Source organism: Legionella quinlivanii (assembly GCF_900461555.1).
Lineage (GTDB): Bacteria > Pseudomonadota > Gammaproteobacteria > Legionellales > Legionellaceae > Legionella_C > Legionella_C quinlivanii.
The window spans coordinates 1,886,341-1,900,604 of record NZ_UGOX01000001.1 but is presented as its reverse complement, the minus strand read 5'-3'; the positions used below and the strand labels follow the sequence as shown (position 1 = coordinate 1,900,604).

Here is a 14,264-nt window from a genome sequence, read left to right as displayed (position 1 = left end):
TTTATGACAACCAGGATGTCATTCATGATTAATCAGATTCCCCCAGACCCCTTTTTTATGGTACCCGATGACATCCCTCCTCTTGAGGCCAGTGGGGATGGTAACGCTGAAGCCACTGACATCAGCAATTACTTTTTAGAATTAATTACTGACTATTTATCTGAAGGCCCTATTCCTGAGACTAAACCTGTTGAAGATGAGATAAGCCTTCCGGTCGAACAAGAGCCTTCTCCCGATTCAAACCCCAAAGAGGTGCTTGAATTGCCTCTCGATAATCCAAAATCTGTGGAGCCTGAAAGTGAGGATGATGATAAAGAGCTGCCTGATAATCCAGCACTGGCCTGGCTAAATGCCATTCATAATGAAACCCTGACTATTCAGGAAGTAGAAGCAGGGGGAAAACCCGCTGAGGAACATTTGTCTTTTTCACCGCCTGTTTCAGACAAATCATTTATAAATCATATGCAAAATCGCAGCCTGAGTCCTCCTGAGAACAATAATCAACCGCAAAAAGTGGCGGCTGATATTGAATTTGCACCCATTGATGTAGAGGAAAAATCAGAGCAGACAATCGAGATTGAGGTATTAACTAATCAAATCATCCAGGTTGATTCAGGAAGTGAAGATCAATCGATTGATCCTCAAAAAAACCTTAATGCGGATATAAAAGAAATTCCTCTTAGAGTAATCAAGCCAGATTTCGCATCGTCTCATTCAGAAAGCAAAACATCAGCAAGTGCCGCTAACAGGTTTGAGATTTCGTCTGAAGTGAATGAAGGGGGCTGGCAAGATGATTTCAATGCACGCGTCACATGGTTAGGTCAACATAAAATTAATCAGGCCGTCATTAAGCTTAATCCTGTAGAGCTTGGACCGGTAGAAGTTAAAATTCATTTATCGGAGGAAACGGCAAAAATAGATTTCAATACTCATAGTCTGCAGGTTCAGGACTTAATTGAGCAATCGATTCCGCGATTAAGGGAAATGCTAATGAGTCAGGGTTTACAGCTGTCCGAAGTGAATATTGAAACCGGCGATCGACGCTCGCGTTCGCAGACTGCTCATCAACCCGATGAGGCTCTTTTTCAAAATCAGGAAGAAGAGGCTAGTGTTGTAACGAGACAGACAAAAGGGATTGTTGATTTTTTTGCCTGATGAAAATAAGATAAGTCTGGAGTTCTCGAGAGGACGCTACGATCTTCAAGATTTGAAGTATTCACACCTGTTGTTCATAGCCCGCGAGCACACAATGGTGTTGGTGTGTAAATGAAGATAGGTGCATAAAAAAACCGTCTTTGCACGAGCCTTAGCGAGGCAATCCACCTCCTTACCTTGTTCAGGTTTCGATTTGGACTGCTTCACTTTGTTCGCAAAGACGCGAGGTTGTTTGCCAATCCGCGCGGTAATGACCCATTTGAATCTGTGTAGGCCTCTTCAGGCGAACCAGCCCATAAACTAACAACGTCTGACGCATTTTATAACTTGTCCATTCCACTGATTAATTAGACAGGTCTGCCGGCAATGGCCATATGGGCGCCATCCTGACCAATAATTTCGATAATAGTGTTTAGGATAATAGATTCGATTATAATAACGGGGGCCATAGTAAATGTAGCCGGGGCCATAATAATTTCCGGGATATCGATACCAGTGTCCTCCATAATAGTAAGCGAGTTGTTGTCCTGCCAGAGTAGTTTGTGGGTTATTGGGAGTAGTTTGGGCTTGTACAGATTGAATGGATCCAAAAGTCATTAATAAAACTAACAGGGCAGGCAGCATTTTTCTTATCCTTGCAATATAATGATTCATTTTTCACTCCCTAAATCACATGGTGCCATTAAAATTATAGCCCCGTTGGTAATTTCTTGCCGGATGTATTCAGCTAAACACTAGATCGAGCTTTATATGAAAATTTTTGACGCGATAGAGAAAAATGAATTCCTGGAAAACTATTGGCAACAAAAGCCATTCATTTTTCGTCAGGCTTTTGGCCTATTTAACAGTCCTCTCAGCGGGGACGAGTTAGCTGGATTAGCGATGGAGGAAGAGATCGAAAGCCGTCTCGTCTGGCAGACACCTGGGAAGACGCCGCACTGGCATTTAAAAAGAGGACCATTTTCCGCTGGTGATTTTAAAAAACTGCCGGTCTCTCATTGGACCTTACTGGTCCAGGCCGTCGATCGATTTGTTCCAGAGGTCGCCAAACTTCTCGACGCATTTAATTTTTTACCCCAGTGGCGGATCGATGACGTCATGATTAGTTATGCGACAGAGCATGGCGGGGTTGGTCCGCATTATGATAATTATGATGTGTTTCTGCTTCAGGCCAAGGGGCGCAGGCGGTGGTTATTAACAACTCAAAACTGTCAGCCCGATAATTATCTGCCCGATCTTGAACTGCGTATAATGAGCCAGTTTGAAGTGGAAGAGGAATATATTCTGGAAGAGGGAGATATGCTATATCTTCCGCCACATGTCGCTCATAATGGCATATCGCTTTCAGAAGAATGTATGACCTATTCATTTGGCTATCGAAGTTATCAGGCCAGGGAGTTATGGGATAGTTTCAGCCAACATTGCTGGGATACTCCCATTTTTTCTCAATTATATAAAGATCCCAACTGGTCAACATTGAAAGATAGCGCTGAAATCCCACAGCAAGCTGTGGATCAAGCCAGAGATCTTCTTAAAACTCTGATTGATGACAATAAAGCTTTCAGTTCGTGGTTTGGCAAATTTGTTACTGGCCTGGATGAGCAAGCGGAGGCTTTTCTTCCCTGTGAAATGCAAAAGAAGAAGGGGAAATTGGCCAATTATTTAAAAAAATCGAGAGAACTGGCTCGAAATCCCTTCAGCCGTTTTGCGTATTACGAAACCCCTAATCTTGAATTATTTATTAATGGTGAGCGTTGGAATATTCAGGATGTTTCACCAGAATTGGTTAAACTGATTGCCCGTCAGCGGATTATGTCTACCAGCCAATTATCAGATTATTCCGCGAATAGCCCTGATATCTCTTTTCTAAATAGTCTGTGGGAAGCGGATTTACTGGAGCCTGTTTAAAGGCACAGGTTTTGCATCTCAGGATTACTGGCTGGTTTTATCAAGGATATCTATGAACATTAAGTCTATTGTTGCGGCTATGTTTCTATTGTTCAGCTCCAATCTTTTGGCTGCCGGGAAAGAAATTGCGATAACGATTGATGACTTGCCTTTTGTGGGCTCCGCTAATAATGATCCAAAGAAGTTGCAGCGAGAGCATGATCGATTTATGGCCATCTTACAGGCCCTTGTAGATCATAAGGTGCCGGCAACCGGTTTTATTATTGCCGGTAGTATAGAAAAGGGGCAATGGGAACTTCTGGAGGAGTTTCGTAATCAGGGATTTCAATTAGGAAATCACACCTATTCCCATCGTAGTCTGAACAGTGTGACAACTGAAAAATACATTGAAGACGTCAATAAGGCAGATGAGATCCTGTCACGGATTATGACCAGCCCCAAATATTTTCGATACCCTTATCTTGCTGAAAGTAAGGGAGAAAAACGGGAAAAGGTTTATCAGTTTCTGGCAGAGAAGAACTATACCATTGCTCCGGTGACTATCGATAGCAAGGACTTCATATTTAATAATCAGCTTTTCGCAATACCTTATCGTCTGCGCCCGCAAAGTTTGCCGGCTCTGAAAAAACGATATTTGAGTTATATCTGGGCACAGACACTGAAAGCGGAAGCACGCTCTAATAAGCTTCACCCAGGAAGCAGCAAGCAAATATTACTCATTCATGCCAACCTGATTAATAGTCATTTTCTAGGAGATATTATTGATATGTATCAGAAAAATGGCTATCGCATTGTGAGTCTTGATGAAATAATTAATCAGGAAAATATGCCCGTTGCGGGTGAAGTGAGCGGGGTAGTCAGGAGTTTGTTTAAGGAGCAATGAGTTGTGCCTGTTATGTTAAGAAAACCCCCTCTCTCTAACTCTCTCCCCTGAGGGGCGAGAGGACCATTAAGAAAATCCCCCTCTTTAATTCTCTCTTTGAGGGGAGAGAGGATTATTAAGAATTCCCTCTCCCAAGTTTGGGAGAGGGCTAGGGTGAGGGTTGATTTTAAACCCTCTAAATCAATCAAATTGCTTCGGCAATTTCCCCGCCGCTTCCCGAGGTAAAAATAACCAGTAATGTCCTGGATTTCTCATTAAGCCCGCGGTGTAAGTTGCTTCCTCTCCTTCTCCCCAAAACACATCCCCGCGGACCTGGCCGCGAATGGCGCCGCCGGTATCCTGTGCAATCATAAGGCGCTGGAATGTCTGCGGTGATGAAGCATTGGGAGCAGGGCGTGATGTATCTAACCACAGCGGTGTTCCCAACGGGATCCATTTACGATCGACAGCAAGAGAGTAGCCGGGGGTAAGCTGTACGCCTTGCGCACCCATAGCCGCGCTGTCCTTTAGTTTTTTGAAAAATACAAAGGATTTATTTTGATTGGTAATCGGTAGTATTTCCTCTGGATGAGCCTCCAAATAAGCACGAATGCTTTGCATTGAGGCATTTTCCTTAGTCAGGATTCCTTTTTCTATCAACACACGCCCCACCGGGGTGTAAGAGGCGCCGTTCTCCCCTGCATATCCCAGAAAGACAGTTTCGCCGTTTGGCAGCTTGACTATTCCAGAACCTTGAATTTCCAGGTAGAGGCGATCAATATGGCTATCCACCCATAGCAGCACCGGCGCATTCTCTTTCAGTACCCCCTCATTAATTTCTTTACGTACATGAAATGGGAGCAGTTTGCCCTTTACTACACGGCCTACGAGCCGACGATTGATACCGTTATAACCAAAATCGGCCGGATTAACGGTTACAATATTGTCAGGAAGCCCATAGATAGGCACATTAAACTCATCTGTTTTAGCAAGGCTGCCATGCAACAAGGGTAAATAATAACCAGTAAACAAACCTTCGACGGATTTTTCCTGATAAAACTCATAGGGCTTAAACCATTTTTCGAAAAATGAGCGCGCTTGTTTTTCTGAAATTTGTGATTTATGTTCTGCTGCTTTGCAGGCTGGCAGCCAATCCTTGACTTTCAGAGGAATTTGATTGCTTCCTGCATCAGCAAGCGGATCCTGTTTCAAAAAGGTTTTGCAGGATTTCTGAAAGGCTATAAATGATTTTTTTATTTTTGTTTCCTTCCAACCCGGCAACTGGCTAAAAAGAGCAGGTTTAAGCTGTAGTGGGGAAGGTAATGGAAGTGCTGGTTCAGTCTGGGTCACTGTTGGCGGTTTAATTTGTGGTTCAGATTCCTTTGACGGGAACTTGAAAATAATGATTGCTGATATACTGACAAGCAATAAAATAAGAGAATAAATTAATCTTTTCATGCTTTGGGCAAATAATATTCTAACTGGAATTAATTTCCGCAATTTATCATTATTAGCTCAAAAACGCCACTAAAAACCCGCAAAATTTTTGCATGATAATTAAAATATTCAAATTATTCAGGCAGTTGATAAAGCTCCTCGAAGGTTTTTATTTTGCTGGCAAGATAATGATAGAAATCTAGCCAATCCCGATTGAGCTATTTTTTCCCCTAATTGATACATGGTATAGCATTCAAATTTATCCTTAATGGAAGCTACATGCCGCTCAACCGTTTTTCGAGAAACTCCTTTGATTTCGGCAATTAATTCAGCTGATTTGCCTAAACGAATCCATTGTAATAATTCCCGCTCTTTGGATGTCAGCAAATAATGGTTGCTATTGGTCCACTCAAAGCTGTTTTGCGCTACTTGCTCAAGCTCCATTGTTCTTAGATCGGCTTTTATATTGACGACTTTTTTCCCTACAGAAGCATGATCGATATCAATGTTAACAGGTAATTGATAGACTGAAGTTAATTCCGGAATCATTTTCAGACAATCTTTAAAATAGGCAATAAAGGCATGCAATGAATCCATTTTTTCAAGATAAATCTGGTTAATGCCCGTTTGATTAAGAGGCGCGCTGAAATGATAGCAGTGCGTCATCTGTGAATCATGTGATGATATTGTCAATGTGTGGCTTTGATCAAATAATGCCGCCATTTGATAGAGCGATTGGGTGTGACTGTCTTTTTCAAGATAATCCCAGAAAGAGTATTCAAATTGATTTTTTTCTTTAGCATGATGGTAGTGGATATCGTTCTGAGCATGATTTAATCGCAAATATTCGGATGCATATTCAGGTTTGGAGCCTAGACAAAATGCCTCTCCCTGCGCATTAACGGCGGTATAACCAAAAAAATTAACACCCAATTCTTCAAGGGGATTACAGATTTCTCGAAGAATATTATGATGAGCAAGACTTGGATTCTGTAAGAAATGATCAATATTCATTGGTACTCCTTTATGTTGGAAGAATAATAACATACATATTGAGTAAAATAAATACAAAGAAAGCAATACCTAAACTCATGTTTCTGTTTCTGTCCGTTTTTCGACATTCTATTGTTCAATTGTTAATCATGTGATTGGATGATAAATGAGCAGCAGGAGAACTTAATAAAATCAAACATGAGAAAAACGCGTTCTTTGAATCCTGGAGCAATCAATAGCGACTGGTTGATAAAGTTTAATAAAGGGAATAAGGCATTACCATTAGGGGCAGCGAATTATGATGCTTTGTGTAAAGCAGCTGATAAAGAGATTGGGATCCCCTGGAAAAAACAGAAAAGCTGGTTTAAATACCGTGAATTTGAGATAAATATGCGTGACTATGCACCTTTAAAGAACGAAGGAGAAGTTAAAGCTGCAGGCGCTCCAGTATTGAGGTAGCAGGTTGGGCTGAAGACTAATGACGCCAGCTTAAAGCTTTACCCTGCTTTCTACCTCCCTCGGCTTGAGGGATCCAGGAAACTCATAGAGAAGCACTGGACCCTGCGGACGAGCCGCAGGGCGTAGTAAGGATGTTTAGATATCTAGGGCACATTCCTTTGTTTTTCCCCAGTATATAATTGCCGTGGTCTGCCAATACGCGATTTGCTGGCCACCATTTCCATCCAGTGAGACATCCAGCCAACTGTTCTGGCCAGTGCAAAGATTACCGTATACATGTTGGTTGGAATACCAATCGCACTTAAAGTAATACCCGAGTAAAAATCAACATTTGGATAAAGCTTTTTCTCAATAAAATAGTCATCTTCAAGGGCGATACGTTCAAGTTCCATGGCGAGCTTAAAGATTGGCAAGTCATGAGCGCCAACCGCATTCAGCACATCATAGCAGGTTTTTCTCATGACCTTGGCACGAGGATCGTAACTCTTGTATACCCGATGACCAAAGCCCATCAGGCGGAATGGATCATCTTTGTCTTTGGCACGTTTAATAAAATGATTGATATTTTTCACATCGCCAATTTCTTTCAGCATGTTCAGACAGGCTTCATTCGCTCCGCCATGAGCAGGTCCCCAGAGGGCGCCGATACCGGCAGAAATACAGGCGAAGGGATTGGCTCCGGTTGAGCCGGCCAGACGCACGGTAGAGGTAGAAGCGTTTTGCTCATGATCTGCATGCAGAATAAAAATTTTATCCATCGCGTCAACAATAACCGGATCTGGTGTTGTATCTTCTGATGGAACACCAAACATCATGTGCAGAAAGTTTTCTGCATAGGACATTTTGTTCTGAGGATACATGTAGGGCTGGCCCACCGAATATTTATAGCTCATTGCTGCCAGCGTCGGCATTTTGGCAATTAGACGAATAGCGGAAATATATCGGTCATGCTGATTATTAAGATCCATTGAATCATGATAAAAAGCAGAGAGTGCGCCTACAATACCCACCATAATCGCCATAGGATGCGCGTCACGACGAAATCCATTCAGGAAATTATACATTTGCTGATGGACCATTGTATGGTTATTTACCAAGCTGACAAAGCTGGTTTTTTCATGCGGATTAGGCAGCTCGCCATTCATTAACAAATAGCAGACATCAAGAAAATCTTTCTTTTCAGCCAGTTGCTCAATAGGATAGCCGCGATATAACAGAATACCCTGATCGCCATCGATGTAAGTAATCTTGGATTCACAGGACGCTGTAGAGACAAAACCGGGATCGTAAGTGAAATATCCTGCTTCACCTAATTTATTGATATCAATAACATCATTGCCAATAGAAGGCGTTAATATCGGTAATTCAATAGGCTCCAGGCCGTCAATACAAAGTTGTGCGGTTTTGTCGGTCATCGTGTCTCCTCATAAACAGTTGACAGCCAGCGCTGCGTTAAGCGCTGAACTATATAAAAATGCCAGGGTTGAGTCAATTTATCATTTAGGCATGTGTTATGATTTAGTATGAAGCAGTTTGATTATTATTCACAGAGTTTTAGCCAAAATTTAATTGTCTCCTGTTATATACAAGCATAATCCAAAAACAGTCTCAGAGGCGAACTTTGCGAGCAAAGGCATTTTTATTCAATTGAAAGGCTGCTTGTGGTATAATTCGTGGTTTATTTTGAGTGATGCAGAAGGACGCCAGTTAGCTATGATCAATTCAGCAAAAGAAATCATCCCGGTCAATATAGAAGACGAGCTCAAACAGTCTTATCTCGACTACGCTATGAGTGTTATCGTAGGCCGTGCCTTGCCGGATGTTCGCGATGGCTTAAAACCGGTTCATCGCCGAGTCCTGTTTGCTATGAGCGAGTTAGGGAATGATTGGAACAAGCCCTATAAAAAATCGGCTCGTGTGGTTGGTGACGTAATCGGTAAATACCATCCGCATGGTGATACTGCGGTGTATGACACGATTGTTCGGATGGCGCAGCCTTTTTCAATGCGCTATATGCTGATTGATGGTCAGGGAAACTTTGGATCAGTCGATGGGGATATGGCCGCCGCCATGCGGTATACGGAAGTGCGTATGTCCAAGGTCGCGCATGCCTTATTGGCGGATTTGGAAAAGGAAACAGTGGATTTCAGTCCCAACTATGATGAGACAGAATTCGCTCCCGTCGTTTTACCTTCTCGCATTCCCAATTTGCTAATCAACGGCTCATCAGGAATCGCAGTGGGTATGGCGACTAATATCCCGCCGCATAATTTAACCGAGGTTGTTAACGCCTGTATTGCACTGGTAGAGGAACCCGACTTAACGCTTGAAGATATTATGGGATATGTTCCCGGTCCTGATTTCCCGACTGCTGCTATTATCAATGGCAAAGCGGGCATTCTCGAGGCATACCGTACAGGCAGGGGGCGAATTTCTATTCGGGCAAGAACTGAAATTGAAACCGACAGTCATTCCGGACGCCAGGCAATTATTATTAATGAGCTGCCTTATCAGGTAAATAAAGCTCGTCTGGTTGAGAAAATCGCTGAATTAGTTCGGGATAAAAAGATTGAAGGTATTTCCGGTCTAAGGGACGAGTCAGACAAGCAGGGTATGCGTGTTGTGATTGAGCTAAAGCGCGGTGAGGTCGCTGAAGTGGTTCTAAACAATCTCTATGCCCATACTCAAATGCAAAATGTGTTTGGTATCAATATGGTTGCCCTGGTGGATGGTCAGCCGCGAACACTGAATTTAAAACAAATTCTTGAATACTTTATCAAACATCGCCGCGAAGTCGTTACCCGCCGTACCATTTACGAACTGAAAAAAGCACGAAACAGAGCTCACTTACTAGAAGGATTGGGGATTGCCTTAGCCAATATTGACGAAATGATTGAATTAATCAAAAAGTCTCCCACCCCGCAAGATGCGAAGGAAGCCTTACTGGCCAGAGAATGGCAGCCTGGCTTGGTCAAGGCCATGCTTGAAAATGCCGGCAGCGATGCTTGCCGCCCTGATGATCTCCCATCAGAGTACGGCCTTGGAAGCAATGGATATAAATTGTCTCCTGCACAGGCGCAGGCAATTCTTGAATTAAGATTGCATCGCTTGACTGCACTGGAGCAGGAAAAAATTATTAACGAGTTTGAGGATTTACTCAAACAGATTAAGGATTTAATGGATATTCTTGCCTCACCTGAGCGATTGATGCAGGTGATTAAAGATGAATTAATTGAAATCAAATCACAGTTTGGCGATGAGCGCCGCACTGAAATCACGGCATCACAGGAAGATCTGACTATTGAAGACCTGATTACTGAAGAAGATGTTGTTGTGACTTTATCACACCAGGGCTATGTCAAATACCAGCCTATTTCATCCTACCAGGCACAAAGAAGAGGTGGAAAAGGCAAGTCTGCGACCAATGTTAAAGACGAAGACTTTATAGAACGTCTTGTGATTGCCAGTACTCATGACACGCTTCTTTGTTTTTCAAATCATGGCAAATTGTATTGGCTTAAAGCCTATCAACTGCCTTTGGCCAGTCGTATTTCCCGCGGCAAACCGATTGTTAATATTTTACCGCTGGCAGAAGATGAAGCCATTAATGCCATGTTGCCGGTGAGAGAATTCAATGAAGGATATTTTGTATTTATGGCAACCCGTTTTGGTACCGTCAAAAAGGTTTCTCTGGAAGCCTTTAGCCGACCACGAGCCAATGGGATTATTGCAGTAGATCTGGATGAAAATGATCGCCTCGTAGGTGTGGATATTACGGACGGCAGTAAAGATATTATGCTCTTTACAGATGCAGGCAAGGTGATCCGATTCGATGAGAAATTAATCAGACCGATGGGGCGCACCGCGCGAGGCGTGCGGGGGATTCGATTAGGTGAAGATCAATCGGTTATTTCTCTGGTTGTCGCCAAACCGGAGGGCACCATACTGACCGCTACCGAAAATGGCTATGGCAAGCGAACGGATGTTGAAGAATACCGTGTGTCAGGTCGCGGCGGTCAAGGCGTTATTTCCATTCAGGTCAATGAACGAAATGGTAAAGTGGTAAGAGCCCTGCAGGTCAGTGAAGGAGACGAGGCGATGCTCATCACTGATAAGGGAACCCTGGTCCGCTTTAGAGTAGATGAGCTATCCATTATTGGGAGAAACACTCAGGGCGTGCGTCTGATTAATGTCAGCTCAGGCGAGCATGTGGTAGGAATGCAGCGCATTGAAGATCTGGGTGAGGGGGATAGCGATTCAGAAGATTTTGAAATGGATGATGATTCCGATGAGTAGAGGATACAATTTTGGCGCGGGGCCTGCGATGCTGCCCGATGCAATCCTGTCAGAGGTTCAGGCTGAGTTATTAGACTGGAATCATACCGGGATGTCAGTGATGGAAATTGGCCATCGTACCAAAGAATTTACTCAGATAATGGAAGAGTCAGAAGCACTTTTACGGGAGCTGCTGGCTATTCCCGGTGACTATCATGTGCTATTCATCAGTGGAGCCGCCCGTAGCCAATTTGGTATGATTCCCTTAAATTTTTTGTCTGAAAATCAAAAAGCAGGTTATTTTCAGACAGGAATCTGGTCAGAAATGGCCTATGAGGAGGCTTGCCGCCTAAGCAATGCGTATAGCGTATGTTCTGCTGATAAAAACTATAGTCGGATACCAGAACGATCCGCCTGGGAGATTTTGCCGGATACTCGTTATTTGTATTATACGCCTAATGAAACAGTCAACGGACTTCGATTCTCTCAACCGCCGATTATAAATAATATTCCTTTAATCGCTGACATGACTTCTTGCCTGCTTAGCGAGCCTATTAATATTAATGACTATGCACTGATCTTTGCAGGTGCACAGAAAAATATTGCCAATGCCGGTTTGACGCTGGTTATTGTGCGAGACGATTTAATTAAAGAGATAGGCAATAACGCCATTCCGCGAATGCTTGACTATAGAACATACACCACGACCCGTTCAATGTATGCCACTCCCCCTACATTCAACTGCTATCTGGCACTTAAAATGTTCCAATGGATTAAAAGCCAGGGAGGAGTTGAGGCTTTGTACCAATTGAATTGCACTAAATCCAGATTATTGTACGAGTTTATTGATGCCTCTGATTTTTATGGCTGTAAGATAAGGAAAGAAGATCGGGCTTTGGTTAATGTGTGTTTTACTCTGAAAAAGCCTCAGCTTGAAGAAGAATTTCTTGAAAAAGCCCGCAACCAGGGCTTGCTCGCTTTGGCGGGGCACCGTACAGTGGGTGGCTTAAGAGCCAGCATTTACAATTCCATGCCGCTTGCCGCAGTGGATAAGCTGATTGATTTTATGGCAGCCTTTGCCAAGGAACATGAAAATGAATGCTAGTTATGATTTTGTGAGTGTGCCGGTCAAAACGATTTCCGGTGAAATTTCTGTTCCAGGTGACAAGTCGATTTCTCACCGCGCAATTATTCTTGGTTCAATTGCAAAAGGCACAACCAGTATTCAAAACTTTCTGCAGGGGGAGGATTGCCTGGCTACTTTGCAGGCCTTTCGCAGCATGGGAATCGAGATCGAAGGGCCTTTTAACAAGCAGGTTATTATTCATGGCAAGGGTAAATATGGCCTGAGTGCTCCCAAGCAGGTTATTGACTGTGGAAATTCGGGAACCAGCATGCGTTTATTAGCGGGTTTACTGGCTGCCCAGTCATTTAGCAGCATTCTGACAGGGGATGAAAGTTTGCTACGACGTCCTATGGAGAGAGTAAGCCGGCCTTTAACTCAAATGGGCGCTGATATCAGTACCGAACATGGGAAACCCCCAATTACAATCAACGGTCACCAGCAGCTGAAAGGAATCCATTATGTGATGCCGGAGGCCAGTGCTCAAGTTAAATCCTGTCTGCTTTTAGCCGGCATGTACGCAAAAGACGAAACAACGGTTACCGAGCCCGGATTTACCCGGGATCATACAGAGCGCATGCTGACCACTTTTTCATATCCGATTCAGAAATGTGGCCACCATATTACGATTAATTCCGAGAGTGAATGTATTGGGACTGATATTATCGTGCCAGGCGACATTTCCTCAGCCGCATTTTTCATTGTCGCCGCTACTTTAATTCCTGGTTCTGAAGTGCTCATCCGAAATGTAGGCATTAACCCAACGCGTACTGGAATTATTCAGATTCTTGGCCAAATGGGGGCTTCTATTGAGCAAAGCAATAAACGTCTTTTTGGCGAGGAACTAGTGGCTGATTTATATATCCGTCATGCTCCTCTTGAAGGTATTGATATTCCGGTGGAGTTAGTTCCACTGGCAATTGATGAATTCCCGGTAATTTTTATTGCTGCTGCCTGTGCTTCCGGCCAAACCCGTTTACATGGGGCAAAAGAATTACGTAGTAAAGAAAGTGACCGCATTGGAGCGATGGTTGAAGGACTTAGCAGGCTTGGAATAACGGCTCAGGCATTTGAAGACGGCGTATTTATAAAGGGTGGTAACCTGCAGGGAGGCGAGATAAAAAGTTATGGGGATCATCGAATAGCAATGGCTTTTGCTATTGCGGGTACGGTGGCAAAAGAACAGATTGTAATCAAAGATTGCAATAACGTAGCCACTTCATTCCCTGATTTTATCAGGACTGCGCAAGCCTTACAGTTAAATATCCGAGAGGTACATAATGACGCGTGAGAAAAAAGCTCCTGTAATAACTATTGATGGACCTAGCGGAACAGGTAAAGGAACCATATGTCATATGGTGGCAAAACATTTGAACTGGCATGTGCTGGATAGTGGAGCAATCTACCGAGTCCTGGCTTACGCAGTTCGATTAAGAGGCATCCCTTTTTCAGACGCAGCCGCGATTGTTAATTTAGCCAATCAGCTGAATGTCAAATTTGAAATGGATGCTGAAGAGCAGCAAGTCATTCTTGATGGAGTGAATGTTTACGAGAATATTCGCAGCGAGCAATGTGGACAAGATGCTTCAGTTATTGCTGCAGTGCCGGAAATACGCGCGGCCTTACTTGAGCGGCAGCGTGCATTTGCCACGGTTCCTGGCCTGGTAACCGATGGTCGTGATATGGGAACAGTAGTCTTTCCAGAGGCTATACTTAAAATATTTCTTTTTGCTTCAGCAGAGGAAAGAGCAAAGCGGCGCTACAATCAGTTGAAAGATGGCGGAATTGATGTTAGCCTCGCGCAGGTGATCGATGAGTTGGCTCAGCGTGATGATCGTGATGCAAAACGGGTTCATGCACCACTAAAACCGGCATCGGATGCGATTTTAGTCGACACCACTGGATTAACGATTGTACAAGTCTTTAATAATGTTTTAAAATTGATAAATGGGCATTCGTTCTTCCGCTAGATCGGGACACTATTTCACAACCTGATCGAATAAGAAGGGATTATTTGCATATTTGCAAAAAGCTGCTTATGCTTAGTCCAGT

The 14,264-nt window shown here is 43.4% G+C and carries 12 protein-coding genes; 8 read left to right on the top strand and 4 right to left on the bottom strand.

Features of this window, described 5'->3' with window-relative positions; translation table 11 throughout:
- Nucleotides 1–24: 24 nt before the first annotated feature.
- Entirely contained in the window at nt 25–1,155 is a 1,131-nt protein-coding gene (locus tag DYH61_RS08215) for a flagellar hook-length control protein FliK (protein WP_058507489.1), read from the top strand.
- 300 nt (nt 1,156–1,455) lie between these two features.
- Here the strand turns inward: DYH61_RS08215 and DYH61_RS15545 are convergent, their stop codons facing one another.
- Nucleotides 1,456–1,809 (bottom strand): hypothetical protein, encoded by a 354-nt coding sequence (locus DYH61_RS15545; RefSeq protein ID WP_133129087.1) that lies wholly within the window; start codon nt 1,807–1,809, stop codon nt 1,456–1,458.
- A 96-nt stretch (nt 1,810–1,905) separates the two neighbouring features.
- Here DYH61_RS15545 and DYH61_RS08210 point away from each other — a divergent pair, with 96 nt between their 5' ends.
- Together DYH61_RS08210 and DYH61_RS08205 are read left to right on the top strand one after the other, a co-directional pair.
- Nucleotides 1,906–3,063, top strand: coding sequence for a JmjC domain-containing protein (locus DYH61_RS08210; protein WP_058507490.1), 1,158 nt, complete (start codon nt 1,906–1,908; stop codon nt 3,061–3,063).
- A gap of 52 nt (nt 3,064–3,115) precedes the next feature.
- Nucleotides 3,116–3,946, top strand: coding sequence for a polysaccharide deacetylase family protein (locus tag DYH61_RS08205; RefSeq protein WP_065236150.1), 831 nt, complete (start codon nt 3,116–3,118; stop codon nt 3,944–3,946).
- A 180-nt stretch (nt 3,947–4,126) separates the two neighbouring features.
- Here the strand turns inward: DYH61_RS08205 and mltA are convergent, their stop codons facing one another.
- Both mltA and DYH61_RS08195 read right to left on the bottom strand, forming a co-directional pair.
- Nucleotides 4,127–5,383, bottom strand: a complete 1,257-nt coding sequence (gene mltA, locus DYH61_RS08200; protein ID WP_083499207.1) for a murein transglycosylase A — start codon at nt 5,381–5,383, stop codon at nt 4,127–4,129.
- Between the two features lie 117 nt (nt 5,384–5,500).
- Nucleotides 5,501–6,376, bottom strand: a complete 876-nt coding sequence (locus tag DYH61_RS08195) for a helix-turn-helix transcriptional regulator (RefSeq protein WP_058507491.1) — start codon at nt 6,374–6,376, stop codon at nt 5,501–5,503.
- A 138-nt stretch (nt 6,377–6,514) separates the two neighbouring features.
- Between DYH61_RS08195 and DYH61_RS08190 the strand changes: the two genes are divergently transcribed.
- The gene (locus DYH61_RS08190; RefSeq protein ID WP_103989289.1) at nt 6,515–6,814 is read left to right on the top strand and encodes a hypothetical protein; all 300 of its coding nucleotides are present in this window, start codon (nt 6,515–6,517) and stop codon (nt 6,812–6,814) included.
- 143 nt (nt 6,815–6,957) lie between these two features.
- Here DYH61_RS08190 and gltA read toward each other — a convergent pair whose 3' ends face one another.
- Nucleotides 6,958–8,229: a citrate synthase gene (gene gltA / locus DYH61_RS08185; protein ID WP_058507493.1), complete on the bottom strand. Its 1,272-nt coding sequence runs from the start codon at nt 8,227–8,229 to the stop codon at nt 6,958–6,960.
- Nucleotides 8,230–8,527: 298 nt separating this feature from the next.
- Here gltA and gyrA point away from each other — a divergent pair, with 298 nt between their 5' ends.
- Genes gyrA through cmk form a run of 4 tightly spaced genes read left to right on the top strand, consistent with a single transcriptional unit; the run spans nt 8,528 to nt 14,182 of the window.
- The gene (gene gyrA, locus DYH61_RS08180; RefSeq protein WP_058507494.1) at nt 8,528–11,110 is read left to right on the top strand and encodes a DNA gyrase subunit A; all 2,583 of its coding nucleotides are present in this window, start codon (nt 8,528–8,530) and stop codon (nt 11,108–11,110) included.
- Entirely contained in the window at nt 11,103–12,194 is a 1,092-nt protein-coding gene (serC, locus tag DYH61_RS08175; protein ID WP_058507495.1) for a 3-phosphoserine/phosphohydroxythreonine transaminase, read from the top strand. Before gyrA ends, serC begins: the two co-directional genes overlap by 8 nt.
- Complete coding sequence (gene aroA / locus DYH61_RS08170; RefSeq protein ID WP_058507496.1) at nt 12,184–13,503, top strand: 3-phosphoshikimate 1-carboxyvinyltransferase; 1,320 nt, start codon at nt 12,184–12,186, stop codon at nt 13,501–13,503. Before serC ends, aroA begins: the two co-directional genes overlap by 11 nt.
- On the top strand, nt 13,493–14,182 hold the full coding sequence (cmk, locus tag DYH61_RS08165) for a (d)CMP kinase (RefSeq protein WP_058507497.1): 690 nt from the start codon (nt 13,493–13,495) through the stop codon (nt 14,180–14,182). Before aroA ends, cmk begins: the two co-directional genes overlap by 11 nt.
- The last annotated feature ends 82 nt before the right edge of the window (nt 14,183–14,264 follow it).

Coding starts and splice junctions, on each gene's coding strand:
- DYH61_RS08215 (WP_058507489.1), top strand. CDS start 25: ATGATTAATCAGATTCCCCCAGACCCCTTTTTTATGGTACCCGATGAC.
- DYH61_RS15545 (WP_133129087.1), bottom strand. CDS start 1,809: ATGAATCATTATATTGCAAGGATAAGAAAAATGCTGCCTGCCCTGTTA.
- DYH61_RS08210 (WP_058507490.1), top strand. CDS start 1,906: ATGAAAATTTTTGACGCGATAGAGAAAAATGAATTCCTGGAAAACTAT.
- DYH61_RS08205 (WP_065236150.1), top strand. CDS start 3,116: ATGAACATTAAGTCTATTGTTGCGGCTATGTTTCTATTGTTCAGCTCC.
- mltA (WP_083499207.1), bottom strand. CDS start 5,383: ATGAAAAGATTAATTTATTCTCTTATTTTATTGCTTGTCAGTATATCA.
- DYH61_RS08195 (WP_058507491.1), bottom strand. CDS start 6,376: ATGAATATTGATCATTTCTTACAGAATCCAAGTCTTGCTCATCATAAT.
- DYH61_RS08190 (WP_103989289.1), top strand. CDS start 6,515: ATGATAAATGAGCAGCAGGAGAACTTAATAAAATCAAACATGAGAAAA.
- gltA (WP_058507493.1), bottom strand. CDS start 8,229: ATGACCGACAAAACCGCACAACTTTGTATTGACGGCCTGGAGCCTATT.
- gyrA (WP_058507494.1), top strand. CDS start 8,528: ATGATCAATTCAGCAAAAGAAATCATCCCGGTCAATATAGAAGACGAG.
- serC (WP_058507495.1), top strand. CDS start 11,103: ATGAGTAGAGGATACAATTTTGGCGCGGGGCCTGCGATGCTGCCCGAT.
- aroA (WP_058507496.1), top strand. CDS start 12,184: ATGAATGCTAGTTATGATTTTGTGAGTGTGCCGGTCAAAACGATTTCC.
- cmk (WP_058507497.1), top strand. CDS start 13,493: ATGACGCGTGAGAAAAAAGCTCCTGTAATAACTATTGATGGACCTAGC.